This is a genomic window from Pseudomonas sp. M2(2023) (assembly GCF_030263955.1).
In the GTDB taxonomy this organism is placed as follows: Bacteria; Pseudomonadota; Gammaproteobacteria; order Pseudomonadales; family Pseudomonadaceae; genus Aquipseudomonas; species Aquipseudomonas asiatica.
Window position 1 is genome coordinate 1,018,224 of the sequence record NZ_CP127114.1, and the last position, 24,575, is coordinate 1,042,798.

Here is a 24,575-nt window from a genome sequence, read left to right on the forward strand (position 1 = left end):
TGGGCCGGGCTTCTTGCTGCGGTGTTGCCAGGGTTGCCCGGGGTCACCGGGCAGAATCGGGGCGTTGTGTTGGCTGTGCCGGCCCTTTCGCGGGTAAACCCGCTCCCACAGGGGCACCACAGGTTTCGGCATGTGCGCCGTACCTGTGGGAGCGGGTTTACCCGCGAAGAGGCCCTTGAGGGTTAAAGATCAATCAACACTCACACCGGAAAAATCGTTGCGCCCGAAAGGGCTGACCTTGAATTCGGAAACCTTGATGCTCAGCGGTTGGTTGACCATTGAATGTGCCACCGGGGTAATCGGCACCTGTTGCTTGAGCCGCTGCTGGGCCTGCTGGTACAGGGCGGTGCGCTGCGCGCGGTCGGTGACCTGCTTGGCCTGCTTGACCAGGCTGTCGTACTGCGGATCGCACCACAGCGAGTAGTTGTTGCTGCCGATGGCATCGCAGTTGTAGAGGGTGCCCAGCCAGTTGTCCGGGTCGCCGTTGTCCCCGGTCCAGCCGATCAGGGCGATATCGTGCTCGCCGCTTTTCATGCGCTTGAGGTACTCGCCCCATTCATAGCTGACAATGCGCACCTTGAAGCCGAGCTTGCTCCAGTCGGCCTGGAGCATTTCCGCCATCAGCTTGGCGTTTGGGTTGTACGGGCGCTGCACCGGCATGGCCCACAGGGTGATCTCGGTGCCCGGCTTGACTCCGGCCTGCTGCAGTAGCTGTTTGGCCTTTTCCGGATCGAAGGGGGCGTCCTTGATGCTGTCGTCATAGGACCACTGGGTTGGCGGCATGGCGTTGACTGCCAGCTGGCCGGAATCCTGATACACAGCCTGGATGATCGCCTGCTTGTTCACTGCCATATCCATTGCCTGGCGCACTTCCAACCGGTCGAACGGTGGGTGTTGAGTGTTGTAGGCGATATAGCCGAGGTTGAAGCCAGGCTGTTGCAGCACCTGCAGTTTGCTGTCGGCCTTGAGCGCCGGGAGGTCTGCGGGGCGCGGGTTCAGGGTGACCTGGCATTCGTTGCGGCGCAGCTTCTGGATGCGCACCGAAGGGTCGATGTTGATCGAGAACACCAGGTTGTCGATCTTCACGTCCTGCGGTGACCAATAGGCCTTGTTGCCCTTGTAGCGGATCTGCGAATCCTTCTGATAACGCTGGAACACGAACGGGCCGGTGCCGATCGGTTGCTGGTTGATGTCGCTGGGGCGCCCGCTGGTAATCAACTGTTCGGCGTATTCAGCAGAGAGGATCGAGGCGAAGCTCATGGCCAGGTTCTGGATGAACGCGGCATCGACCTTGTTCAGGGTGAACACCACGGTCAGTGGACCGGTCTTTTCGACACGGGCGATGTTCTTGTCCAGGCCCATGCTGATGAAATAGGGGAACTCGGTCGGGTAGGCCTGGCGGAACGGGTGGTTCTTGTCGAGCATGCGGTTGAAGGTGAACAGCACGTCGTCGGCGTTGAAGTCGCGGCTCGGTGCAAAGGCCTTGTTGCTGTGGAACTTCACCCCTTCGCGCAGGTGGAAGGTGTAGCGCAGGCCATCTTCGGACACCTCCCAGCGGGTCGCCAGGGCAGGGTGCACGGCAGTGCCGCCGCGTTCGAACTCGACCAGGCGGTTGTAGATCGGTTCGGCGGCGTCATTGTCGGTGGCGCTGGTGTACTGGGCAGTGTCGAAGCCGGCGGGGCTGCCTTCGGAACAGAACACCAGGTTGTTGGCCAGCAGGGCCGGCGATTGGCTGATCAGGCCCAGGGCCAGCAGGGCGGAAACTCGGGTGGTATTGCGCATGGCAAGTCCTTTTACGTCTGTTTGCGCCGCCTCGGGGTACGAATGGCGGCAACAGGTCGCCGACCCCGCTGCGGATGGCAGCAGGACGACATGAACGGGTATGAGGATGGCGGGGCACCCGCCGCTCGGCGGGTGCCTTGGCTAGCCTATTTGTCCACGCTGACGCCGTAGAAGGAGTTCAGCGCGAACGGGCTGATCTTGAAGTCCTTCACCTTGGCGCTCATGGGCTGGTACACGGTGGAGTGGGCGATCGGGGTGATCGGCACCTGCTCCTTGAGGATGTGCTGTGCCTGCTGATACAACTCGGTGCGCTTGGCCTGGTCGGAAGTGGCCTTGGCCTGCTTGATCAGGTCGTCGTAGGGCTTGTAGCACCATTTGGAGAAGTTGTTGCCGTTCATGGCGTCGCAGCCGTACAGGGTGCCCAGCCAGTTGTCCGGGTCACCGTTGTCACCGCTCCAGCCGATCAGCATGGCGCCCTGTTCGCCGCCTTTGGAGCGCTTGATGTACTCGCCCCATTCATAGCTGACGATCTTGGCCTTGATGCCGACCTTGGCCCAGTCGGATTGCAGCATCTCGGCCATCAGCTTGGCATTGGGGTTGTACGGGCGTTGCACGGGCATCGCCCACAGGGTGATTTCGGTGCCTTCCTTGATGCCGGCTTCCTTGAGCAGTTGCTTGGCTTTTTCAGGGTCGAATGGCGCGTCCTTGATGCTGTCGTCATAGGACCACTGGGTCGGGGGCATGGCGTTGACCGCCAGTTGGCCGGCGCCCTGGTAGACCGACTCGATGATCTTTTTCTTGTCCACGGCCATGTCCAGCGCCTCGCGGACTTTCAGCTGGGCCAGCGGGTTGGGCTCGTTGCTGCCCTTGACCTTGTCCATCACGTTGTAGGCGATGTAGCCGAGGTTGAAACCGGCTTGCTGCGGCATCTGCAGCTTGGGGTCCTGTTTCAGCGGCTGGATGTCGGCAGGGCGCGGGAACAGGGTGACCTGGCACTCGTTCTTCTTCAGCTTCTGCATGCGCACAGAGGCGTCGGTGGTGATGGCGAAGATCAGGTTGTCGATCTTCACGTCATCAGGTTGCCAGTAGTCCTTGTTGCCCTTGAAGCGGATCTGCGCGTCCTTCTGGTACTTGCTGAATACGAACGGGCCAGTGCCGATCGGCTTCTGGTTGATGTCGGCGGCCTTGCCGTCCTTGAGCAACTGGTCGGCGTATTCGGCGGACTGGATCGAGGCGAAGCTCATGGCCAGGTTCTGAATGAATGCGGCGTCGACTTCGTTGAGGGTGAACCTGACGGTATGTTCGTCGAGCTTTTCCAGCTTGGCGATATTCTTGTCCATGCCCATGTCGGTGAAGTATGGGAACTCGGTGGGGTAGGCCTTGCGGAACGGGTGGTCCTTGTCGAGCATGCGGTTGAAGGTGAACAGCACGTCGTCGGCGTTGAAGTTGCGGGTGGGCTTGAAGTAGTCGGTGGTGTGGAACTTGACCCCTTCGCGCAGGTGGAAGGTGTAGGTCTTTCCGTCGTCGGAGACTTCCCACTTGGTCGCCAGACCCGGGATGACTGCCGTGCCGCCACGTTCGAACTGGGTCAAGCGGTTGAACACGGTCTCGGCCGAGGCGTCAAAGTCAGTCCCTGTGGTGTATTGGCCCGGATCGAAGCCGGCCGGGCTGCCTTCGGAGCAGAACACCAGGTTGGACGCTGCGAGGGCCGACGGTGCGCCGGAGAGCAAGCCTGCGCCTAGCAGGAACGGAATGACTGCGTGTTTGAGCATGGTGGCCTCATTGTTGTCATTTTTCGATTGAGGTGGCCTCGTGAGCCGACCTGCGGATACTTATGCAGGGGGTGTTCCCAATGCAATATGCGGAGGGATAGTTGGCGCCAGAAAAGTGGTACGGGCGTACATGGATGTCGCATTGATATAACTTTCGAAGAAGTTAAACGTTTGCGTAGGCAAAATAATGGCTTTTTGCGGGATATTTCGAGGCGGGGTTGGCGTAGGAAGCACCTTATTGGTGCGTAGGAAATGTCTGAAAAAGCTGATTTGGCAGAGAACTGGATTCGCAAGCGATCCGCGTACCCTGTGGGAGCGGCTTTAGCCGCGAAGAATCCGACGCGGTGCATGGCACCGGCTGCGCCGGTGTTCGCGGCTAAAGCCGCTCCCACAAGGTCACTGCTAATTCAATGAGTCATGTGCAGTTCCATGAGAGCGGGCAAGCCCGCTCCCACAGGTATTTCGTGGATCCTTTAAGGCATCTGCACTTCGATCAGGCCATCGGCATTCATGCTCACTTCACTGGTCCCGGCCTCGATATCCGGCGCCGGTGCCGACTCATCAGCCCCCATGGCCTTCATCGCCATCGGCGCACTGCGCAGGTAAGGGCGCGGGTAACCGCTGCTGTTGAGGTTCAGGCTGACCACTTTGTAGCCCTTGCCACCCAGTGCCTCGGTAGCCAGTTGCGCGCGTGCCTTGAAGGCATCCACCGCATCCTTGAGCAGTGCATCTTCGCTGGCCTTGCGCGTGGCCGGGGCGATGGAGAAGTCCATGCCCCCCATCTTCAGCTCTTGCAGTAGGTCGGCGGTCAGCTGCGACAGGGCAGGGAAGTTGGCGCTTTCCAGGCGCAACTCGGCGCGCTCGCGCCAGCCGGTGATCTTCTGGCCCTTGCTGTCATATACCGGGTAGCTGTTGCGGCTACCCTGGCTGATCTTCACGTCCTTGACCTGGCGCGACTGCTGTACGGCCTTGTTCATGGTCTCGGTGATCTGCTTGGCGAGCTTGCCCGGGTCGGTGTTCTGCGCTTCGCTGTACAGGGTAACGACCATCAGGTCGCGCGCCACTTCCTTGCTGACCTCGGCACGCAGCGAGACCTGATTGTAGCGCGGCTCATCGGCAGCCAGCGCCGGCAGGCTGGCGAGCAGGCCGCAGGACAGGATCAGGGCGGTGCCGCGACGTGGGATTTGCATGTGGTACTCCTTGGCAATATAAGGCGTGGGTTGTGGCCATCCATTCCACGCATGGCCCATCAGACCGGCAACAGTGTAGTGGGTTCAAAAGTGCCATCATGAACCTGTGACAAAGTGTGGCGCTTTGCCGCATCGCTGCAGCGAGGCGCCTGGCTTCGGTATACTCCAGCCGATTTTTCTGGAGCACTCATCAGGAGAGCTCATGCTCGCCGCCGTACAACCGCTGTCCGCTACTCGCCAGAACCTCTGGCGCCTGACCGTCATTCGGGTCCTGGTCCTGGCTGCCCAGGCCGGCTCCGTGGGCGTCGCCTACTGGACCGAACTGCTGCCTTTGCCCTGGCTGTCGCTGGCCGGCACCTTGGCCTTGTCTTCGCTGCTGTGCGCCTTCACGGCCCTGCGCCTGCGCCTGTCGTTACCTGTCACCGAGCTGGAATATGCCCTGCAACTGGCCTGCGACCTGCTGATCCACAGTGCCTTGCTGTACTACTCCGGCGGCTCGACCAACCCGTTCGTATCGTATTACCTGGTGCCGCTGGCGATTGCCGCAGTTACCTTGCCGTGGCTGTATTCGCTGATCCTGTCCGGCATTGCCCTGACCGCCTACAGCCTGCTGCTGGTGCAGTTCTACCCGCTCGAAGGCCTGCCGATGGCGCGGGACAAGATGCAGGTGTATGGCATGTGGCTGAGTATTGCCCTGGCCGCGGCGGTGATCACCTTCTTTGCCGCACGCATGGCCGAAGAGCTGCGCCGCCAGGAGCAACTGCGTTCCGAGCGGCGTGAAGAAAGCCTGCGCGACGAGCAGCTGCTGGCCGTGGCCACCCAGGCCGCCGGTGCCGCCCATGAGCTGGGCACACCGTTGGCGACCATGAGCGTGCTGCTGAACGAAATGCGCCAGGACCACGCCGACCCCTTGCTGCAGGAAGACCTGCAGATCCTTCAGGACCAGGTGAAGCTGTGCAAGGAAACCCTGCAACAGCTGGTACGCGCCGCCGAAGCCAACCGCCGCCTGGCCGTGGTGGAGCAGGATGTCACGGCCTGGCTGGACGAAGCGCTCAACCGTTGGCACCTGATGCGCCCGGAAGCCAGCTACCGCTTCCAGCGCTTGCGCGACGGCCAGGTGCCGCGCCTGACCCCGCCGCCGGACCTGACCCAGGCGCTGTTGAACCTGTTGAACAATGCCGCCGATGCCTGCCCCGACGACCTTGAAGTGCGCCTGGACTGGGACACCCATGACATCGTCATCAGCATCCGTGACCACGGCCCCGGCGTGCCGCCGGCGATCGCCGAGGCCATCGGCAAACCCTTCATTACCACCAAGGGCAAAGGCTTCGGCCTGGGCCTGTTCTTGAGCAAGGCCAGCGTGACCCGTGCGGGCGGTTCGGTGAAACTCTATAGTCATGAACAGGGTGGCACCCTGACCGAACTGCGCCTGCCCTATGGCAAGCGAGGAGATGAATGATGAGCGAAGAAAACCAGGTCGAAGGCGAAGAGCTGCCGCACCTGCTGCTGGTGGATGACGATGCCACCTTCACCCGTGTCATGGCCCGGGCCATGAGCCGCCGCGGTTTCCGCGTCAGCACCGCCAGCTCTGCCGAGGAAGGGTTGATCCTGGCCCAGCAAGACCTGCCGGACTACGCCACGCTGGACCTGAAGATGGAAGGCGACTCCGGCCTGGTGCTGCTGCCCAAGCTGCTGGAGCTGGACCCGGAAATGCGCGTGGTGATCCTGACCGGTTACTCGAGCATTGCCACTGCGGTGGAAGCGGTCAAGCGCGGTGCCTGCAATTACCTGTGCAAGCCGGCCGATGCCGATGATGTGCTGGCTGCGTTGCTGTCAGAGCACACCGACCTGGACAGCCTGGTGCCGGAAAACCCGATGTCGGTCGACCGCCTGCAGTGGGAGCATATCCAGCGCGTACTGAACGAGCACGAGGGCAATATCTCGGCCACCGCGCGGGCGCTGGGCATGCACCGTCGGACCTTGCAGCGCAAACTGCAGAAGCGCCCGGTTCGGCGCTGATTCAGTACTGGCAGTGCCGGCCTCTTCGCGGGTAAACCCGCTCTTACAGGTGTTCACAGGCCTCCAGGCCTGTGCAGTACCTGTAGGAGCGGGTTTACCCGCGAAAGGGCCGTAACTGCCAGAAACTTCTCTTTATCACCCCGCGATCCCCGCAAGTCCCGGCCGTTGGCGTATCATTAGCCCCCTAACGGCAACCCCTCCAGGATCGCTTGCGCATGCTCGCCCTTCTTATCCAGACGTTGAACATCACGGCCCCGGTCTTCGCCATGCTGTTCATGGGCGTGCTGCTCAAACGTATCCGCCTGATCGACGACAATTTCAACCGCGTAGCCTCGCAACTGGTGTTCAACGTGTGCATGCCGGCGTTGCTGTTCCTCGGCATCTACCACGCCGACCTGGCCACGGCGGTCAAACCCGGCGTCCTTCTCTATTTCATCGTCGCCACCCTGGCCGGCTTCGCCATTGCCTGGGGCATGGCCATCTGGCGCAGCCCGCTGGCCGATCGGGGCATCTATACCCAGGGCGCATTCCGTGGGAACAACGGCGTGATCGGCTTGGCCCTGGCCGCCAGTCTCTACGGCGACTACGGCATCTCCCTGGGGGCGGTACTCGCCGGCCTGGTCATCCTCATGTACAACTCGTTGTCGGCAGTGGTGCTGGCGGTTTACAGCCCGGACCTGAAATCCGACCCGTGGAGCATCTGCAAGAGCATCTTCAGCAACCCGCTGATCATCAGTGTGCTGGTGGCCACGCCCATGGCCTACGGCCAGGTGCCGCTGCCCAACTGGCTGCTGACCTCGGGCGATTACCTGGCGCAGATGACCCTGCCGCTGGCGCTGATCTGCATCGGTGGCACGCTGTCGATGGCGGCACTGCGCGACAGTGGCAGGCTGGCCATCGACGCCAGCCTGGTGAAGATGGTCTGGCTACCGCTGCTGGGTACCCTCGGTGCCTGGCTATGCGGCTTCCGCGGCGCCGAGCTGGGCATCCTGTTCCTGTACATCGGCAGCCCGACTGCAGCTGCCAGCTACGTCATGGCGCGGGCGGCGAACGGCAACCATGAGCTGGCTGCATCGATCATCGTGATTACCACGCTAATGGCGGCGATCACCACCAACATTGGTATTTTCATCTTGCAGTGGGGCGGATGGATCTAGATCCTTGACTGCAAACAACACAAAAACACAGCCTCACTGAGCTAAAGGACACTTCATGCAAGACCAGAGCACGCCCGAGCGGTTACAGCGCGGGCTGAAGAATCGCCATATCCAGCTGATCGCGCTGGGCGGGGCCATCGGTACCGGGTTGTTTCTGGGCATTGCCCAGACCATCCAGCTGGCTGGCCCCTCCGTCCTGCTGGGCTACGCCATTGCCGGCCTGATGGCCTTCCTGATCATGCGCCAGCTCGGTGAAATGGTTGTTGAAGAGCCCGTGGCCGGCAGCTTCAGCCACTTCGCCCACCAGTACTGGAGCGAGTTTGCCGGGTTTGTTTCGGGCTGGAACTACTGGGTGGTGTACGTACTGGTCGGTATGGCCGAGCTTACCGCGGTGGGCATCTACGTGCAGTACTGGTGGCCCGGCTTCCCCACCTGGGCCACTGCGGCGATCTTCTTCGTGGTGATCAACCTGATCAACCTCACCCAGGTTAAGGTCTACGGCGAGATGGAGTTCTGGTTCGCCCTGGTCAAGGTGGTGGCTATCGTCAGCATGATCGGCTTCGGCGCCTGGCTGCTGACCAGCGGCCATGGCGGCCCGGACGCCAGCGTGGCCAACCTCTGGCAGTACGGCGGCTTCTTCCCCAACGGCGTCACCGGCCTGGTGATGGCACTGGCAGTGATCATGTTCTCGTTCGGTGGCCTGGAGCTGGTGGGCATCACCGCCGCCGAGGCCGACAACCCGCGTCAGAGCATCCCCAAGGCCACCAACCAGGTGGTGTATCGCATCCTCATCTTCTATATCGGTGCCCTGGCGGTGCTGCTGTCGCTGTACCCGTGGCAGAAGGTGGTGCAGGGTGGCAGCCCGTTCGTGATGATCTTCCACGAACTGGACAGTGACCTGGTGGCGACCATCCTCAATATCGTGGTGCTGACGGCGGCGCTGTCGGTGTACAACAGCTGCGTGTACGCCAACAGCCGCATGCTGTTCGGCCTGGCCAGCCAGGGCGATGCACCGCGTCAGTTGCTGAAGGTAAGCCGTAGCGGCGTGCCGCTGACCGCGCTGGGTGTGTCGGCTTTTGCCACCGGGCTGTGCGTACTGATCAACTACCTGATGCCGGGTGAAGCCTTTGGTTTGCTGATGGCCCTGGCGGTGTCGGCGCTGGTGATCAACTGGGCGAGCATCAGCATCACCCACCTGAAGTTCCGCAAGGCCAAGCTGGCGGCCGGGATTACCCCGTTCTACAAGAGCTGGGGGCACCCGGTAACCAACTACCTGTGCCTGGCGTTCATCGTGCTGATTCTGGTGGTGATGTACCTGACCCCGCCGATTCGCATCTCGGTAATGCTGATTCCGGGGTGGATCCTGGTGCTGTGGGTGGCCTTCAAGATGAAGAAGGCTCGCCAGGCCAGGTAGGTAACACAGTACCGGCCTCTTCGCGGGCACGCCCGCTCCCACAGGGATTCCACAGGCTCTAAGACCTGTGCAGTACCTGTGGGAGCGGGTTTACCCGCAAAGAGGCCGGGCCTGAAAAAGGCTGGGTCAGCCTTGATAGCTGTCGATCACTTCCTGTGCCGCACGGAACGCATCAATCGCCGCGGGCACCCCCGCATACACCGCGCAATGCAGCAGCGCTTCGCGAATTTCCTCCACCGTGCAGCCATTGTTCAACGCCCCGCGCACATGTCCCTTGAGCTCCTGCGGGCACTTGAGTGCCGTGAGCGTGGCCAGGGTAATCAGGCTGCGGGTTTTCAACGGCAGCCCGTCGCGGGCCCACACGCTACCCCAGGCATGTTCGTTGACGAAGTCCTGCAGCGGCTGGGTAAAGTCGGTGGCATTGCCCAGGGCGCGGTCGACGAATGCATCGCCCATCACCTGGCGCCGAATCTGTTCGCCGGTTTTCTTGCTATCAGCCATGTTGTTTTCCTTAGTGTTGGCGGCGCCAGGCTCGTGCGGTGGTGTACAGCAACACCATGGCGAGCACCGGCAGTACGTAGAACAGCATCAACCGCTCCAGGCGGCCGGCCAGTGGCATGCCCATGGTAAACGCCGCCACGTGCAGCCCATAGGCCAGGTACAGGCAGAGGAACACCAGGCCTTCGGCGCGAGTGATGCGGTAGCCGGAATAGAACACCGGCAGGCTCAGCGCAGCAACACCCAGCATTACCGGCAGATCGAAGGCCAAGGCGTTGGGCGAGATCGACAGCGGCTCGGGAGTGACCAGCGCGGTCAGGCCCAGCACGGCCAGCAGGTTGAACAGGTTGCTGCCGATCACTGTGCCCACGGCGATTTCCCGTTCACCGCGCAGGGCGGCGATCAGCGCAGCGGCCAGTTCCGGCAGGGAGGTGCAAATGGCAACGACAGTCAGGCCGATGATGCGCTCGGACAGGCCCAGGTCGGTGGCCACCTCCACGGCGGCTTCCAGCAACAAGTGACCTGCCAGGCTCAGCAGGCCCAGGCCGGCCAGCACCTGCAGCAGCGTGCCCGACCAGAAGCGCCCGGCGCTGCTGGTGACGGTGGTCGGTGCGGGGTAGGTGCGGGCGTAGTGGCGCGACTGGTGCCAAAGCATTGCCAGGTAGCCGATCAGTCCGGTCAGCAGCAACACCCCTTCGGCCCGGCCCAGGTGGCCGTTTGCGGATAACGCGTAGACCAGGCCGCTGGCGACGATCATCAGTGGAATGTCCAGGCGCACCAGTTGCCGCGACACGCGCAGCGGGATGATCAGTGCGGCCAGGCCGAGAATGACCAATACGTTGAATATGTTGCTGCCGATAACGCTGCCCACCGCCACGTCCGGCGCGCCCTGGTAGGCGGCCTGCAGGCTCACGGTCATTTGCGGGGCAGTGCTGCCGAAGGCCACCAGGCTAAGGCCGATGATCAGCGGGCGTACGTGCAGGCGCTGGGCCAGGCGCAGGGCTGCGCGTACCAGCAGTTCGGCACCGCCGATCAGCAACAGCAGGGCGATGCCCAGTTGCAGGAGGCTGGTGGTAGGTAGGGTAGCCAGGTCGAAAATGGTCGGACTCCTGTCGCGTCAGTCGCTAAGCCCTTGTACTCGCACGCGCGCGGTTCCGCTACGGATCATGCCGATTTTTTCTGCGGCGGCACGTGAAAGATCGATCAGGCGGCCGCGGGTGTGTGGGCCACGGTCGTTGATGCGCACCACGACGCTGCGCTGGTTGGCCAGGTTGGTCACCCGTACCCGGGTGCCGAAGGGCAGGCTGCGGTGGGCGGCGGTGAGGCCGTGCTGGTTGAACGGTTCGCCGCTGGCGGTGCGTTTGCCGTGGTGGCGAGAGCCGTAATAGGAGGCGGTGCCGGTCTTGTCGTAACCGTCGGGGTCGATGTCCTGGCTGGCGCAGCCGGCCAGCAGGGAGAAGAGGGCGAGGGTGCTCAGGGATCGTTTTAGCAATTCGAATGCTCCGGTGCGGCCATTCGCGGCTAAAGCCGCTCCCACAGGTACGGCGCTGCACTGGCGAGCGGCGCTGTACCTGTGGGAGCGGCTTTAGCCGCGAACGAGGGCGAAGCCCTCGCAGGACTACAGGGGAAAAACAATCACCCTTCGAGCTTGGCCTTGAGCAATTGGTTCACTTGCCCCGGGTTGGCCTTGCCTTTGGAGGCTTTCATCGCCTGGCCGACAAAGAAGCCGAACATCTTGCCACGCTTGGCCTCGTCGGCTGCGCGGTACTGTTCGACCTGCTCGGCGTTTGCCGCCAGCACCTCGTCGAGCATCTTGTCGATCGCACCGGTATCGGTGACCTGCTTCAGGCCCTTGCTTTCGATGATGCTGTCGGCATCGCCTTCACCGGCGGCCATGGCCTCGAACACGGTCTTGGCGATCTTGCCGCTGATGGTGTTGTCGCGGATACGCAGCAGCATGCCACCCAGCTGTGCGGCGCTGACCGGTGCCTGGTCGATCTCGATGCCCAGCTTGTTCAGCAGGCTGCCCAGTTCGACCATGACCCAGTTGGCAGCCAGCTTGGCATCGCCACCGATCTTCACCACTTCCTCGAAGTAGTCCGCCTGCTCGCGGCTGGAAGCCAGCACGTTGGCGTCGTAGGCCGACAGGCCGTACTGGTTCTGGAAGCGCTCGACCTTCTGCGTCGGCAGTTCCGGCAAGCCGGCGCGGACGGTTTCGAGGAAGCTGTCCTCGATCACCACCGGCAGCAGGTCCGGGTCGGGGAAGTAACGGTAGTCGTTGGCTTCCTCCTTGCTGCGCATGGAGCGGGTCTCGTCCTTGTTCGGGTCGTACAGGCGGGTTTCCTGTACCACCTTGCCGCCGTCCTCGATCAGGTCGATCTGGCGCTGGATCTCGCTGTTGATCGCGCGTTCGATGAAGCGGAACGAGTTGACGTTCTTGATCTCGCAGCGGGTGCCGAACTCGGCCTGGCCTTTCGGGCGGATCGACACGTTGCAGTCGCAACGCAGCGAGCCTTCGGCCATGTTGCCGTCGCAGATGCCCAGGTAACGCACCAGCGCGTGGATCGCCTTGACGTAGGCCACGGCTTCCTTGGCGCTGCGCATGTCGGGCTCGGAGACGATTTCCAGCAGCGGGGTGCCGGCACGGTTCAGGTCGATGCCGGTGGAGCCGCTGAAGTCTTCGTGCAGGCTCTTGCCGGCATCTTCTTCCAGGTGCGCGCGGGTTACCCCGATGCGCTTGATGGTGCCGTCTTCCAGGGCGATGTCCAGGTGGCCCTTGCCGACGATCGGCAGGTCCATCTGGCTGATCTGGTAGCCCTTGGGCAGGTCCGGGTAGAAGTAGTTCTTGCGCGCGAACACGTTGCGCTTGCCGATCTCGGCATCGATGGCCAGGCCGAACATGCACGCCATGCGCACGGCTTCCTGGTTCAGTACTGGCAGTACGCCAGGCATGCCCAGGTCAACCAGGCTGGCCTGGGTGTTCGGCTCGGAACCGAAGGTGGTGGCGCTGCCGGAGAAGATCTTCGACTGGGTGGCGAGCTGAGTGTGGATTTCCAGCCCGATCACAACTTCCCATTGCATGTGTGAATTCCTCAGAAGCCGTTGGGGGCGCGGGTGTGCCAGTCGGTCACTTGCTGGTAGCGGTGCGCGACGTTGAGCAGGCGGCCTTCCTGGAAGTATGGCGCCAGCAGCTGCACGCCGACCGGCAGGCCATCGACGAAGCCGGCCGGCATCGACAGGCCCGGCAGGCCCGCCAGGTTGGCGGTGATGGTGTAGACGTCTTCCAGGTAGGCGGCGACCGGGTCGCTGCTCTTGGCGCCGAGCTTCCAGGCCGGGTTTGGCGTGGTCGGGCCGAGGATCAGGTCGACGTCGTTGAAGGCGGCCATGAAGTCGTTCTTGATCAGGCGGCGGATCTGCTGCGCCTTCACGTAGTAGGCGTCGTAGTAGCCGGCCGACAGGGCGTAGGTGCCGACCATGATGCGGCGCTGCACTTCGACACCGAAACCTTCGCCACGCGAACGCTTGTACAGGTCGGTGAGGTCTTTCGGGTTCTCGCAGCGGTAGCCGAAGCGCACGCCATCGAAACGCGACAGGTTGGACGAGGCTTCAGCGGGGGCGATCACGTAGTAGGCCGGGATGGCGTGCTGCATGTTCGGCAGGCTGATTTCCTTGACCACCGCGCCGAGCTTTTCCAGCTCCTTGACGCTGGCCTGGACCAGGTCGGCGATGCGTGGGTCGAGGCCGGCACCGAAGTACTCCTTCGGCAGGCCGATGCGCAGGCCTTGCAGCGAAGCATTCAGGTTGGCGCTGTAGTCCGGCACCGGTTCTTCGATGCTGGTGGAGTCCTTGGCGTCGAAACCGGCCATGCCTTGCAGCAACAGGGCGCAGTCTTCGGCGGTACGGGCCAGCGGGCCACCCTGGTCGAGGCTGGAGGCGTAGGCGATCATGCCCCAGCGCGACACGCGGCCGTAGGTTGGCTTGAGGCCGGTGAGGTTGGTCAGTGCCGCCGGTTGGCGGATGGAGCCGCCGGTGTCGGTGCCGGTGGTGGCTGGCAGCAGGCGTGCAGCCACTGCCGCGGCCGAACCGCCCGACGAGCCGCCCGGGACGTGCTCGAGGTTCCATGGGTTCTTCACCGCGCCGTAGTGGCTGGATTCGTTGGCCGAACCCATGGCGAATTCGTCCATGTTGGTCTTGCCCAGGGTGACCATGCCGGCTTCGGCCAGCTTGGCAACCACGGTGGCGTCATACGGCGCCTTGAAGTTGTCGAGCATCTTCGAGCCGCAGCTGGTGCGTACGCCGTTGGTGCAGAACAGGTCCTTGTGGGCGATGGGGGCACCCAGCAGCGCGCCGGTTTCGCCAGCGGCGCGACGGGCGTCGGCGGCACGCGCCTGGCCCAGGGCCAGGTCTTCGGTGACGCTGATGAAGCTGTTGATCTGCGGGTCGAGCTGCTTGATGCGCGCCAGCAGGGCGCCGGTCAGCTCTTCGGAGGAAAACGACTTGTCGGCGAGTCCGCGGGCGATCTCGGCCAGGGTCAATTGATGCATGGCAGGCACTATCCCTTACTCGATGACTTTGGGAACCAGGTACAGACCGCTTTCGGTCGACGGCGCGATGGCCTGGTAGGCGTCGCGCTGGTTGCTCTCGGTGACCTGGTCGGGACGCAGGCGCTGGCTGGCCTCCAGGGGGTGGGCCAGTGGCTCGATGCCAGTAGTGTCGACCGCTTGCATCTGGTCGACCAGCCCGAGAATGCTGTTCAGTGCGTCAGTAATGCGTGGCAGTTCGCCATCATTCAGCCCCAGACGGGCCAGATGGGCGATCTTTTCCACGTCGCAGCGTTCAAGCGCCATGGGGATCTCCAGGGGAAACAAAGACCGGAATTCGGGTCCGCAGTGAGGAACATGTCAGCTTTCTGGCGGTCTAACGGCCGCGAAATTCTGCTGGCGTGCTCGGAAAAACAGCCAATTTAACATATTGGCTCCTTGCCCAAAATCCCTGCCATTGTTAGAGTTTGCCGCACTTTTTTACCCACGCTTTCCCCAGGGTCACTTTCCCATGTTCAAGAAACTGCGTGGCATGTTTTCCAGCGATCTGTCCATCGACCTGGGTACTGCCAACACCCTTATTTACGTGCGTGAGCGCGGTATCGTCCTGAATGAGCCCTCGGTTGTTGCCATCCGTACCCATGGCAACCAGAAAAGCGTCGTCGCCGTCGGTACCGAAGCCAAGCGCATGCTGGGCCGTACGCCTGGCAACATTGCTGCCATTCGTCCGATGAAGGACGGCGTCATCGCCGACTTCAGCGTCTGCGAAAAAATGTTGCAATATTTTATCAACAAGGTTCACGAGAACAGCTTCCTGCAGCCGAGCCCGCGCGTGCTGATCTGCGTGCCGTGCAAGTCGACCCAGGTAGAGCGCCGCGCCATTCGCGAATCGGCGCTGGGTGCCGGTGCCCGTGAAGTGTTCCTGATCGAAGAGCCGATGGCCGCCGCCATCGGTGCCGGCCTGCCGGTCGAAGAAGCCCGCGGTTCGATGGTCGTCGATATCGGTGGTGGTACCACTGAAATCGCGCTGATCTCCCTGAACGGCGTGGTCTATGCCGAATCCGTCCGCGTTGGCGGCGACCGCTTCGATGAAGCCATCGTCACCTACGTGCGCCGCAACTACGGCAGCCTGATCGGCGAGTCCACCGCCGAGCGCATCAAGCAGGAAATCGGTACTGCCTACCCGGGCGGCGAAGTACGCGAAGTCGACGTGCGCGGCCGCAACCTGGCCGAGGGCGTACCGCGTGCCTTCACCCTGAACTCCAACGAAGTGCTCGAAGCGCTGCAGGAGTCCCTGGCGACCATCGTCCAGGCGGTCAAGAGTGCCTTGGAGCAATCGCCGCCCGAGCTGGCTTCGGACATCGCCGAGCGTGGCCTGGTGCTGACCGGTGGTGGCGCACTGCTGCGTGACCTGGACAAGCTGCTGGCCCAGGAAACCGGCCTGCCGGTGATCGTCGCCGAAGACCCGCTGACCTGTGTCGCCCGTGGCGGCGGTCGCGCCCTGGAGATGATGGACAAGCACGCGATGGACCTGCTCTCCAGCGAGTGATTCCGCTCGCTGTTCACGAGCGCCCGGTTTACAGGTAGTACGCACAGTGCTACCTGTATGTGCTGGGCTGGCGCCCGTTCGGGGCGCCGTATCCGTCAACCCGCAACCAGGCTGGTGCGTTGTCCCATGTCCAATGACCTCCTGAGTCGTCCACGAGGAACGGCCCATTAAACCGCTTTTCTCCAAGGGCCCTTCGCTGGGCGTTCGCCTGCTCGTCCTGGTGGTGATGTCGGTCGCGTTGATGGTTGTCGACGCGCGCTTCGACGTGCTTAAACCAGTGCGCAGCCAGATGGGCCTGGTACTCATGGAGTCGTACTGGATCACCGACCTGCCGCAGCGTGCGTGGCAAGGTGTGGCCGGCCAGTTCGGCAGCCGCACCGAACTGATCGCCGAAAACGAAAAGCTCAAGACCGAAGCCCTGCTGCTGCAGGGGCGCCTGCAGAAACTGGCGGCCCTGACCGAGCAGAACGTGCGCCTGCGCGAGTTGCTCAACTCTTCGGCGCTGGTCAACGAAAAGGTCGAAGTGGCGGAGCTGATCGGTGTCGATCCCAACCCGTTCACCCACCGCATCCTGATCAACAAGGGCGAACGTGATGGCGTGTTCCTCGGCCAGCCGGTGCTCGATGCCCGTGGCCTCATGGGCCAGGTGGTCGAGCTGATGCCGTACACCTCGCGCGTACTGTTGCTGACCGATACCACCCATAGCATCCCGGTGCAGGTCAACCGCAACGGCCTGCGCGCCATCGCCAGCGGTACCGGCAACCCGGAGCGCCTGGAGCTGCGCCATGTGGCCGATACCGCCGACATCAAGGAAGGCGACCTGCTGGTCAGTTCCGGCATGGGGCAACGCTTCCCGGCCGGTTACCCGGTGGCCACGGTCAACGAAGTGATCCACGATTCCGGCCAGCCGTTCGCCATCGTTCGTGCCATCCCCACCGCCGCGCTCAACCGCAGCCGCTACATGCTGCTGGTGTTCAGCGACCGGCGCAGCCCGGAACAGCGCGCCACCGATGCCGCCATTGCCCAGGAAGAGGCTGACCGCAAGGGCACCTCGGCCCCAGGCCAGCCGGCCACGACGGGTGAGCAGGGCGCACCAACTGGCAGCGCCCCTGCCACGCCGGCCACACCAGCGGCCCCGACAGCCCCGGCTGCGCAGCCTGCAGCTCCGGCGGTCGCACCTGTCACGCCGGCTGCCGCGCCTGCCGCACCCGCTCACACCCGGAGGCAATGATGGCTGCATCACGCCGCAACAACGGCTGGGTCATCTGGCTGACTTTCGCCATCGGCCTGCTGCTCAGCGTCTCGCCCATGCCGCAGTTCATGGAAGTGTTCCGGCCCATGTGGCTGGCCTTGCTGGTGTCGTTCTGGACCCTCGCCGTACCGAACAAGGTCGGCATGACCACCGCGTTCGTGCTGGGCCTGGCCGAGGACGTGCTGTACGGCACTCTGCTGGGTCAGAACGCGCTGATCCTCACCCTCATCACCTTCCTGGTGCTGTCGTTGCAGCAGCGCCTGCGCATGTTCCCCATGTGGCAGCAGAGCCTGGTGATCCTGGTGATCTTCGGCATTGCCCAGCTGATCCAGCTGTGGCTCAGCGCGCTGACCGGCAACCGGCTGCCCACCCTGGCGCTGGTCTGGTCAGCAGTGATCAGTGCCTTGCTCTGGCCGTGGATAAGTTTCGCCCTGCGCGACCTGCGCCGACGCTTGCATATCAACTGACGGCGCCGCCGCGACTGACAGGGAGATGTCTGCATGAACCCGCTATACCTGGCCTCCGGCTCGCCCCGTCGTCGTGAACTGCTGACCCAGATCGGTGTGCCGTTCAGCGTCGTCAGTGCACCCATCGATGAAACCCCACTGCCCGATGAAAGCGCACCGGCCTACGTCGAGCGCCTGGCCCGGGCCAAGGCTGCCGCCGGCCTGGCCTGCCTCGAAGGTCCGGCTGTGGTGCTGGGTGCAGACACTGCCGTGGTGCTCGATGGTCGTATTCTCGGCAAACCGGAAAACCGCGAAGATGCCCTGGCCATGCTGGCCGGCCTGTCGGGCCGCGAGCACCAGGTTTTGACCGCGGTCGCCCTGAGCGATGGCCCGCGCGTGCACAGCCTTTGCGTCACCAGCAAGGTGCGCTTCCGTGCGATCAGCGCCGAGGAAGCGCAACGCTACTGGGCCAGCGGCGAGCCCGCGGACAAGGCCGGCGGCTATGCCATCCAGGGCTTGGGCGCGGTGTTCGTCACCGGCCTTTCCGGCAGCTACTCGGCGGTGGTCGGCTTGCCCCTCAGTGAAACGGCCGAACTGCTTGGCCAATTCGGCATTGCCTGCTGGCAATCGCCCGCGCATACGCCAGAGGTAACAAACCAGCGGTAGCCAGCACTGCATACGCCATCCATCATTATCCAAGACCTTTGACGAGAGCCTGCCATGAGTGAAGAGATCCTGATCAACATCACCCCGATGGAGTCGCGCGTGGCGGTGGTGGAAAACGGGGTGCTGCAGGAAGTGCATGTCGAGCGCACCCAGCGCCGGGGCATCGTCGGCAATATCTACAAAGGCAAGGTGGTGCGTGTGCTGCCGGGCATGCAGGCGGCCTTTGTCGACATCGGCCTGGAGCGCGCGGCATTCATCCATGCCTCGGAGATATCCCAGCGCGAAGGCTCGGCGGTAGAGAACATCACCGCCCTGGTGCACGAGGGCCAGGCCCTGGTGGTGCAGGTGACCAAGGACCCGATCGGCACCAAGGGCGCGCGCCTGACCACCCAGCTGTCGATCCCGTCGCGCTACCTGGTGTACATGCCGCGCAGCAGCCATGTCGGCATTTCCCTGAAGATCGAAGACGAAGCCGAGCGCGAGCGCCTCAAGCAGGTAGTCAGCGACTGCATGGAAAGCGAGAACATCAAGGACGCCGGTGGCTTCATCCTGCGTACCGCCGCCGAAGGCGCACGCGCTGAAGAGATCCTGCAGGACATCCGCTACCTGCGCCGCCTGTGGGAGCAGATCGGCACCCAGATCAAGACCTGCGGTGCGCCCACGGTCATCTACGAGGACCTGGGCCTGGCCCTGCGTACCTTGCGTGACCTGGTCAACCCGAAGATCGAGAAGATCCGCATCGACTCGCGGGAAACCTTCCAGAAGACTACGCAGTTCGTTGGCGAACTGATGCCGGAAATCGCCGACCGCCTCGAGCACTACCCGGGCGAACGGCCGATTTTCGACCTGTATGGCGTCGAGGACGAGATCCAGCGTGCACTGGAGCGCAAGGTGCCGCTGAAGTCCGGTGGCTACCTGGTGGTCGACCCGGCTGAAGCGATGACCACGATCGATGTGAACACCGGCGCCTTCGTCGGCCATCGCAACCTTGAAGAGACCATCTTCAAGACCAACCTCGAGGCCGCCACCGCGATCGCCCGGCAACTGCGCCTGCGCAACATCGGCGGCATCATCATCATCGACTTCATCGACATGGAAGACGAGGAGCACCAGCGCCAGGTGCTGCGTACTCTGGAAAAGCAGCTGGAGCGCGATCACGCCAAGACCAACATCATCGGCATCACCGAGCTGGGCCTGGTTCAGATGACCCGCAAGCGCACACGTGAAAGCCTGGAACAGGTGCTGTGCGAGCCCTGCCTGGCCTGCCAGGGCCGTGGCAAGCTGAAAACCCCCGAGACCATCTGTTACGAAATCTTCCGCGAGATCCTGCGCGAGGCCCGTGCATACCAGGCCGAAGGCTACCGCGTGCTGGCCAACCAGAAGGTGGTCGATCGGTTGCTGGATGAAGAATCCGGTAACGTCGCGGAGCTGGAAGCCTTTATCGGCCGAACCATTCGTTTCCAGGTGGAGTCGATGTATTCGCAGGAACAATACGATGTGGTGCTGCTCTGAGGCCTTCTGAAACGCGCCGCAGGTGGCCCGGGCTGGAAAATCCGGGGCTACGGGCCATCATGGATAAACGACCTGGAGGGCCATGGCCATGGGACGTCTGACCCGCGTTCTTGTCGCCTTGACCCGCTGGGGGCTGGGCGTTTGCGCCCTGCTGGCGGTACTGGTGGCACTGTATGTCAGCCTCGGCCGCGAACTGGTGCCGTTGGTGGCCGAGTATCGCGCCGATGTGGAAAGCAAGGCCGAGCAGGCTTTGGGCCTGCCCGTGCACGTTGGTGCCCTGGAAGGCCGCTGGAGCGGCCTGGCACCGGTGCTGCGGGTGCGCGACCTGCAACTGGGCGATGGGGCGACGGCCCTGCGCTTGGACGACGTCAAGGTAGTCCCCGATGTCTGGGCTAGCCTCACTGCCCGAGAAGTACGCCTGGCACGCATTCAGTTGGGCGGCCTGCAGCTGATTCTGCGCGAGAACGAGCAGGGCGCCTGGAGCCTCGAAGGCCTGCCGAAGAAGGACGATGCGCCGCTCGACCCCGCCGAGTTGTTGCAGCGACTGCGCCAGTTGGGCCGCATCGATGTGTTCGACAGTCAGGTCACCCTGCACCCCTGGCAGCGCGACCCGTTGACCCTGACTTATGTGAGCGTTGGCCTGCAGGCCGGAGCTTCGCGCCATGCCCTGGACCTGCGCGCGACCCTGCCCGATGGCCAACCCTTGTCGCTGAACCTGCGCAGTCGTGCCACGCCCAGCGCCTGGCGCGACGGCCAGGTCGAAGCCTATCTGAGCCTGCCACAGAGTGACTGGGCGCGTTGGTTGCCGCCACGCCTGCTGGGCCAGTGGCATGCCGACGCCCTGCGGGCGGGCGGCGAATTCTGGGTGGACTGGAGCAAGGGGCAGTTGCAGCAGGCCGTTGTACGCCTCAATGCACCGGAGCTGCATGGTGCCTATGCCGGGCGCAAGGCGGCCAAGCTGAACAATCTGGCCCTGGGTGCCTGGTTCCAGCGCCAGGAACAAGGCTTCGATGTGGTAGTCGACTCCCTGGCCATGGACGTCGGCAAGACCCGTTGGGAGTCGCACCTGCAAATGCAGCAGCGTCCAGGCGAGGACGCTGCCGCGGAAAGCTGGAACGTGCAGGCCGACCGCCTCGACCTCACGCCGTTGACACCGCTCGTCGATGCCCTGGCGCCACTCCCGGACAAGGTCATGGCCGTGGTCGATGGCCTGAATGTGACCGGCGCGTTGCGCAATGTGCGTCTGGTAGCCCGGCCCAAGGCTGAGGGTGACCAGCGCCTGCAGTTCGAAGCCAACCTGGAGAAGGTCGGTTTCGATGCCTATCACAATGCCCCGGCAGCCGGTAACGTCAGCGGCAGCATCAGCGGAGACCTTGGTCATGGCGAACTGCGCCTTGATACCGATGCGTTCATGCTGCACCTGTACCCGATCTTCGCCAAACCCTGGCATTACCAGAAGGCCAATGCGCGCCTGACCTGGGCCCTGGACAAGGAGGGTTTCACCCTGGTCGCGCCTTACCTCAAGGTACTGGGCGAGGAGGGCAAGATCGCCGGTGACTTCCTCATTCGCCTGTTGTTCGAAGAAGGCCGTGAAGACTACATGGACCTGCGCGTCGGCCTGACCGAAGGCGATGGCCGCTACACCGCCAAGTACCTGCCTGAGGTGCTCAGCCCGGCACTCGATGAATGGCTGCGCAGTGCGATCGTCAAAGGCACGGTGGACGAAGGCTACTTCCAGTACCAAGGCTCGCTGAACCATGGTGTCGCGCCGGAAGCCCGCAGCATCAGCCTGTTCTTCAAGGTGCGTGATGCAGCCCTGGACTTCCAGCCGGGCTGGCCGCAGGTGCAGCACGTGGATGGCGATGTGTTCATCGAGGACAGTGGTGTGCGCATCAAGGCCCAGCGTGGCGTACTCCTCGATACCAAGGTCAGTAATGTGAGCGTCGATATCCCGCATGTCGACGAGGGCCAGCAAAGCCACCTGTACCTCGATGGTGACTTCGACGGGAGCCTGGGCGATGGCCTGAAGATCCTCAAGGAGGCGCCAATCGGCACTGGCGAGATATTCGCCGGCTGGGAGGGCGAGGGGCCGCTCAAGGGCAAGGTCAAGCTCGACATTCCGTTGGCCCGCGGGCAGCGGCCGAAAGTGCAGGTAGACTTTGCCACCGACGATGCGCGGTTGAAGGTTGCGCCGCCGAGTCTGGAGTTGAGCCGCCTGAAGGGTGACTTCAGCTTTGATTTGGACAAGGGCCTGAGCGGCAAGGGCATCAGCCTGCAAGCGTTCGGCAAGCCTGTTACGGCGCAAATCACCGCCGAAGGCCAGCCCGGGCAGATGCAGACACGCGTCAACGCCAGCGGCCAGGTGTCACTCAAGGCTCTGACCGACTGGCTGCAGTTCAAGCAGGCCTTGCCGGCGTCCGGCGACCTGCCTTACCAGTTGCAGGTCAGCCTGGGTAGCCGGGACAACCGTCTGAGTGTCGATTCCAGCCTCAAGGGCTTGGCCATAGACCTGCCGGCACCGTTCGGCAAGGCAGCGTCCGATACCCGTGACACACGCTTCAGCATGACCCTGCAGGGGCCGGAGCGGCGCTTCGATGTCGCCTACACCGACCTTGCCCGCTTTGCCTACGCCGCGCCGGCCGAGAAGCTGGGGCAGGGCCGTGGCGAGTTGCTGCTGGGCGCCGGTGATGCCCAGGTACCTGCCGGCCAGGGCCTGCGAGTGCGCGGGCACCTGGAGACGCTGGACCTGGGGCCCTGGCAGGAACAGGCGGCGCGCCTGGCCGGCGATGACCCGGGCAGTAGCGCGAGGCAGAACCTGCAAGGCGTAGACCTGAGCATCGGCCAGCTGAAAGCCTTTGGCCTGGACCTGAACCAGGCCGTGGTGCGCCTGGCCCGTGGCGGCCCCGCCTGGGATTTGCGCCTCGATAGCAAGGAAGTCATCGGCAACGCCCGGGTGCCGGATGCCAAGGGCGCGCCAATGGTGGTGCGCATGCAGACCTTGCGCCTGCCCGCCGCCAGCGCGGCGGAAAAGCAGGCAGAGGCACAGGCCGAGGAGGGCCCGGACCCGCTGGCTTCGTTCGACCCGCGCAAGGTTCCGGCACTGGACCTGAGCATCGACAAGCTCTATCGCGGTGACGACCTGTACGGCAGTGCGTCGCTCAAGCTGCGGCCGACCGCGCGTGGCGTGACCGCCAGCGATATAGACCTCGACTTCAAAGGACTGCGTATCGATGGTGGCGGTGGCTGGGAAGGCGAACCGGGAAAAACCGGCAGTTGGTACAAAGGGCGCCTGGACGGCAACAACCTGGCGGATGTGCTCAAGGCCTGGGGCTTTGCGCCGACCGTGACCAGCCGCGACTTCCGCCTGGATGTAGATGGCCGCTGGCCGGGTTCGCCGGCCTCGGTGAGCCTCAAGCGCTTCTCCGGCAGCATGGACGCAGCCCTGCGCACCGGCCAGTTCGTGGAGGTCGAGGGCAGTGCCCAGGCGCTGCGGGTGTTCGGCCTGCTGAACTTCAACTCCATCGGCCGGCGCTTGCGCCTGGACTTCTCCGACCTGTTCGACAAGGGCCTGGCCTACGACCGCGTCAAAGGCTTGCTGGTAGCCAGTGACGGTGTCTATGTGACCCGCGAGCCAATCGCCGTGACTGGCCCGTCGAGCAACTTCGAGCTGGACGGCACCTTGGACCTGGTGCGCGACCGGGTCGATGCCAACCTGCAGGTAAGTCTGCCAGTGACCAATAACCTGCCGCTGGCAGCCCTGATTGTCGGCGCGCCAGCCGTGGGCGGGGCGCTATTCCTGGTGGACCGGCTGATCGGTGACCGGGTGTCACGCTTCGCCAGCGTGCACTACCGTGTCGAAGGTCCGGTGAAAGAGCCTAGAATCACATTTGTGAAACCTTTCGAGAAATCCCGTTAGGAGTGCCCATGAAGGCAGCGGTAATCCAGATGGTCAGCCAGGACGATGTGCTGGCCAACCTGCAGCGCGCCGGTGCCCTGTTGGAGCAGGCCGCCTTTGGCGGCGCACGGCTGGCGGTGCTGCCGGAAAACTTCGCTGCCATGGGCCGCAAGGACGCCGCTGCCATCGGCCGCGCCGAAGCGTTGGGCAAAGGGCCGATCCTGCCATGGTTGAAACGCACCGCCCGCGACCTCAAGTTATGGATTGTCGCCGGTACCTTGCCATTGCCACCGGTCGGCCAACCTGAAGCCAAGGCCCATGCCTGCTCGCTGCTGATCGACGAACACGGTGAGGTAGCGGCACGCTATGACAAGCTGCACCTGTTCGATGTGGACGTTGCCGACAATCGTGGCCGTTACCGCGAGTCCGACGACTATGCCCACGGCGCCCAAGTGGTAGTGGCCGATACGCCAGTAGGGCGGCTGGGGCTGAGCGTGTGCTACGACCTGCGCTTCCCCGAACTGTACAGCGCACTGCGCGCCGCCGGCGCGGAACTGATCACTGCGCCAGCCGCCTTCACTGCGGTAACGGGCGCGGCACATTGGGAAGTGCTTGTGCGCGCCCGTGCCATCGAGACCCAGTGCTACCTGCTGGCTGCGGCACAGGGCGGCACCCACCCGGGGCCACGGGAAACCCATGGCCATGCGGCGATCGTCGACCCCTGGGGGCGCATCGTCGCTGAACAGGCGCAAGGTGAAGCAGTATTGCTCGCCGAACGCGACATTGACGAACAAGCGTCCATCCGGGCGCGCATGCCGGTGGTATCGCACCGGCGCTTTTTCTCGCAGGGCGCGTTGCGGCCTGCGCACACCTCGGAGTGAC

Annotated in this window: 20 protein-coding genes; 11 read left to right on the plus strand and 9 right to left on the minus strand. The window is 63.6% G+C overall.

All coding sequences use genetic code 11. The features are described 5' to 3' along the window. Positions 1-189: 189 nt before the first annotated feature. From QN085_RS04720 to QN085_RS04730, 3 genes are all read right to left on the minus strand, one after another. On the minus strand, positions 190-1,782 hold the full coding sequence (locus QN085_RS04720) for an ABC transporter substrate-binding protein (RefSeq protein WP_013971053.1): 1,593 nt from the start codon (positions 1,780-1,782) through the stop codon (positions 190-192). A 146-nt stretch (positions 1,783-1,928) separates the two neighbouring features. After that, complete coding sequence (locus QN085_RS04725; RefSeq protein ID WP_013971054.1) at positions 1,929-3,554, minus strand: ABC transporter substrate-binding protein; 1,626 nt, start codon at positions 3,552-3,554, stop codon at positions 1,929-1,931. Positions 3,555-4,027: 473 nt separating this feature from the next. Beyond that, on the minus strand, positions 4,028-4,744 hold the full coding sequence (locus QN085_RS04730) for an SIMPL domain-containing protein (RefSeq protein ID WP_015269044.1): 717 nt from the start codon (positions 4,742-4,744) through the stop codon (positions 4,028-4,030). Between the two features lie 202 nt (positions 4,745-4,946). Between QN085_RS04730 and QN085_RS04735 the strand changes: the two genes are divergently transcribed. The 4 genes from QN085_RS04735 to QN085_RS04750 all read left to right on the plus strand — a co-directional run bounded on the left by QN085_RS04735 (position 4,947) and on the right by QN085_RS04750 (position 9,334). After that, the gene (locus tag QN085_RS04735) at positions 4,947-6,203 is read left to right on the plus strand and encodes an ATP-binding protein (RefSeq protein ID WP_003257889.1); all 1,257 of its coding nucleotides are present in this window, start codon (positions 4,947-4,949) and stop codon (positions 6,201-6,203) included. After that, positions 6,203-6,763, plus strand: coding sequence for a response regulator transcription factor (locus QN085_RS04740; RefSeq protein ID WP_015269045.1), 561 nt, complete (start codon positions 6,203-6,205; stop codon positions 6,761-6,763). The genes QN085_RS04735 and QN085_RS04740 overlap by 1 nt, the downstream gene beginning before the upstream one ends. Positions 6,764-6,978: 215 nt before the next feature. Then, positions 6,979-7,920, plus strand: coding sequence for an AEC family transporter (locus tag QN085_RS04745; protein WP_015269046.1), 942 nt, complete (start codon positions 6,979-6,981; stop codon positions 7,918-7,920). Positions 7,921-7,975: 55 nt separating this feature from the next. Next, positions 7,976-9,334 carry an amino acid permease gene (locus QN085_RS04750; RefSeq protein WP_013971058.1) on the plus strand — a complete coding sequence of 453 codons (1,359 nt, stop codon included), beginning with the start codon at positions 7,976-7,978 and terminating at the stop codon, positions 9,332-9,334. A gap of 126 nt (positions 9,335-9,460) precedes the next feature. On the opposite strand, the gene QN085_RS04755 is transcribed toward QN085_RS04750, so the two are convergent. The 6 genes from QN085_RS04755 to gatC all read right to left on the minus strand — a co-directional run bounded on the left by QN085_RS04755 (position 9,461) and on the right by gatC (position 14,679). After that, the gene (locus tag QN085_RS04755; RefSeq protein WP_013971059.1) at positions 9,461-9,835 is read right to left on the minus strand and encodes a carboxymuconolactone decarboxylase family protein; all 375 of its coding nucleotides are present in this window, start codon (positions 9,833-9,835) and stop codon (positions 9,461-9,463) included. Positions 9,836-9,845: 10 nt separating this feature from the next. Then, complete coding sequence (locus QN085_RS04760) at positions 9,846-10,889, minus strand: calcium/sodium antiporter (protein ID WP_041506248.1); 1,044 nt, start codon at positions 10,887-10,889, stop codon at positions 9,846-9,848. Positions 10,890-10,949: 60 nt separating this feature from the next. Then, positions 10,950-11,324, minus strand: coding sequence for a septal ring lytic transglycosylase RlpA family protein (locus QN085_RS04765; RefSeq protein ID WP_023662789.1), 375 nt, complete (start codon positions 11,322-11,324; stop codon positions 10,950-10,952). A gap of 143 nt (positions 11,325-11,467) precedes the next feature. Further along, positions 11,468-12,913: an Asp-tRNA(Asn)/Glu-tRNA(Gln) amidotransferase subunit GatB gene (gene gatB / locus QN085_RS04770; RefSeq protein ID WP_013971062.1), complete on the minus strand. Its 1,446-nt coding sequence runs from the start codon at positions 12,911-12,913 to the stop codon at positions 11,468-11,470. Between the two features lie 11 nt (positions 12,914-12,924). Beyond that, positions 12,925-14,376, minus strand: a complete 1,452-nt coding sequence (gene gatA / locus QN085_RS04775; protein ID WP_024086328.1) for an Asp-tRNA(Asn)/Glu-tRNA(Gln) amidotransferase subunit GatA — start codon at positions 14,374-14,376, stop codon at positions 12,925-12,927. A 15-nt stretch (positions 14,377-14,391) separates the two neighbouring features. Then, a complete protein-coding gene (gene gatC / locus QN085_RS04780; RefSeq protein ID WP_003255165.1) occupies positions 14,392-14,679 on the minus strand; it encodes an Asp-tRNA(Asn)/Glu-tRNA(Gln) amidotransferase subunit GatC in 288 nt (95 codons plus the stop codon). A gap of 205 nt (positions 14,680-14,884) precedes the next feature. Between gatC and mreB the strand changes: the two genes are divergently transcribed. The 7 genes from mreB (at position 14,885) to QN085_RS04815 (ending at position 24,574) form a co-directional block, all read left to right on the plus strand. Continuing rightward, positions 14,885-15,922: a rod shape-determining protein MreB gene (mreB, locus tag QN085_RS04785; protein ID WP_003255163.1), complete on the plus strand. Its 1,038-nt coding sequence runs from the start codon at positions 14,885-14,887 to the stop codon at positions 15,920-15,922. Between the two features lie 226 nt (positions 15,923-16,148). Next, complete coding sequence (gene mreC, locus QN085_RS04790) at positions 16,149-17,153, plus strand: rod shape-determining protein MreC (RefSeq protein WP_041506247.1); 1,005 nt, start codon at positions 16,149-16,151, stop codon at positions 17,151-17,153. After that, positions 17,153-17,641, plus strand: a complete 489-nt coding sequence (mreD, locus tag QN085_RS04795; protein WP_015269051.1) for a rod shape-determining protein MreD — start codon at positions 17,153-17,155, stop codon at positions 17,639-17,641. Before mreC ends, mreD begins: the two co-directional genes overlap by 1 nt. Before the next feature lie 33 nt (positions 17,642-17,674). After that, a complete protein-coding gene (locus tag QN085_RS04800) occupies positions 17,675-18,286 on the plus strand; it encodes a Maf family protein (RefSeq protein WP_013971066.1) in 612 nt (203 codons plus the stop codon). Between the two features lie 54 nt (positions 18,287-18,340). Next, positions 18,341-19,798: a ribonuclease G gene (gene rng, locus QN085_RS04805; protein ID WP_013971067.1), complete on the plus strand. Its 1,458-nt coding sequence runs from the start codon at positions 18,341-18,343 to the stop codon at positions 19,796-19,798. Between the two features lie 82 nt (positions 19,799-19,880). Then, positions 19,881-23,714 (plus strand): YhdP family protein, encoded by a 3,834-nt coding sequence (locus QN085_RS04810; RefSeq protein ID WP_041506246.1) that lies wholly within the window; start codon positions 19,881-19,883, stop codon positions 23,712-23,714. Positions 23,715-23,722: 8 nt separating this feature from the next. Continuing rightward, complete coding sequence (locus tag QN085_RS04815) at positions 23,723-24,574, plus strand: carbon-nitrogen hydrolase family protein (RefSeq protein WP_013971069.1); 852 nt, start codon at positions 23,723-23,725, stop codon at positions 24,572-24,574. Position 24,575 lies beyond the last annotated feature (1 nt).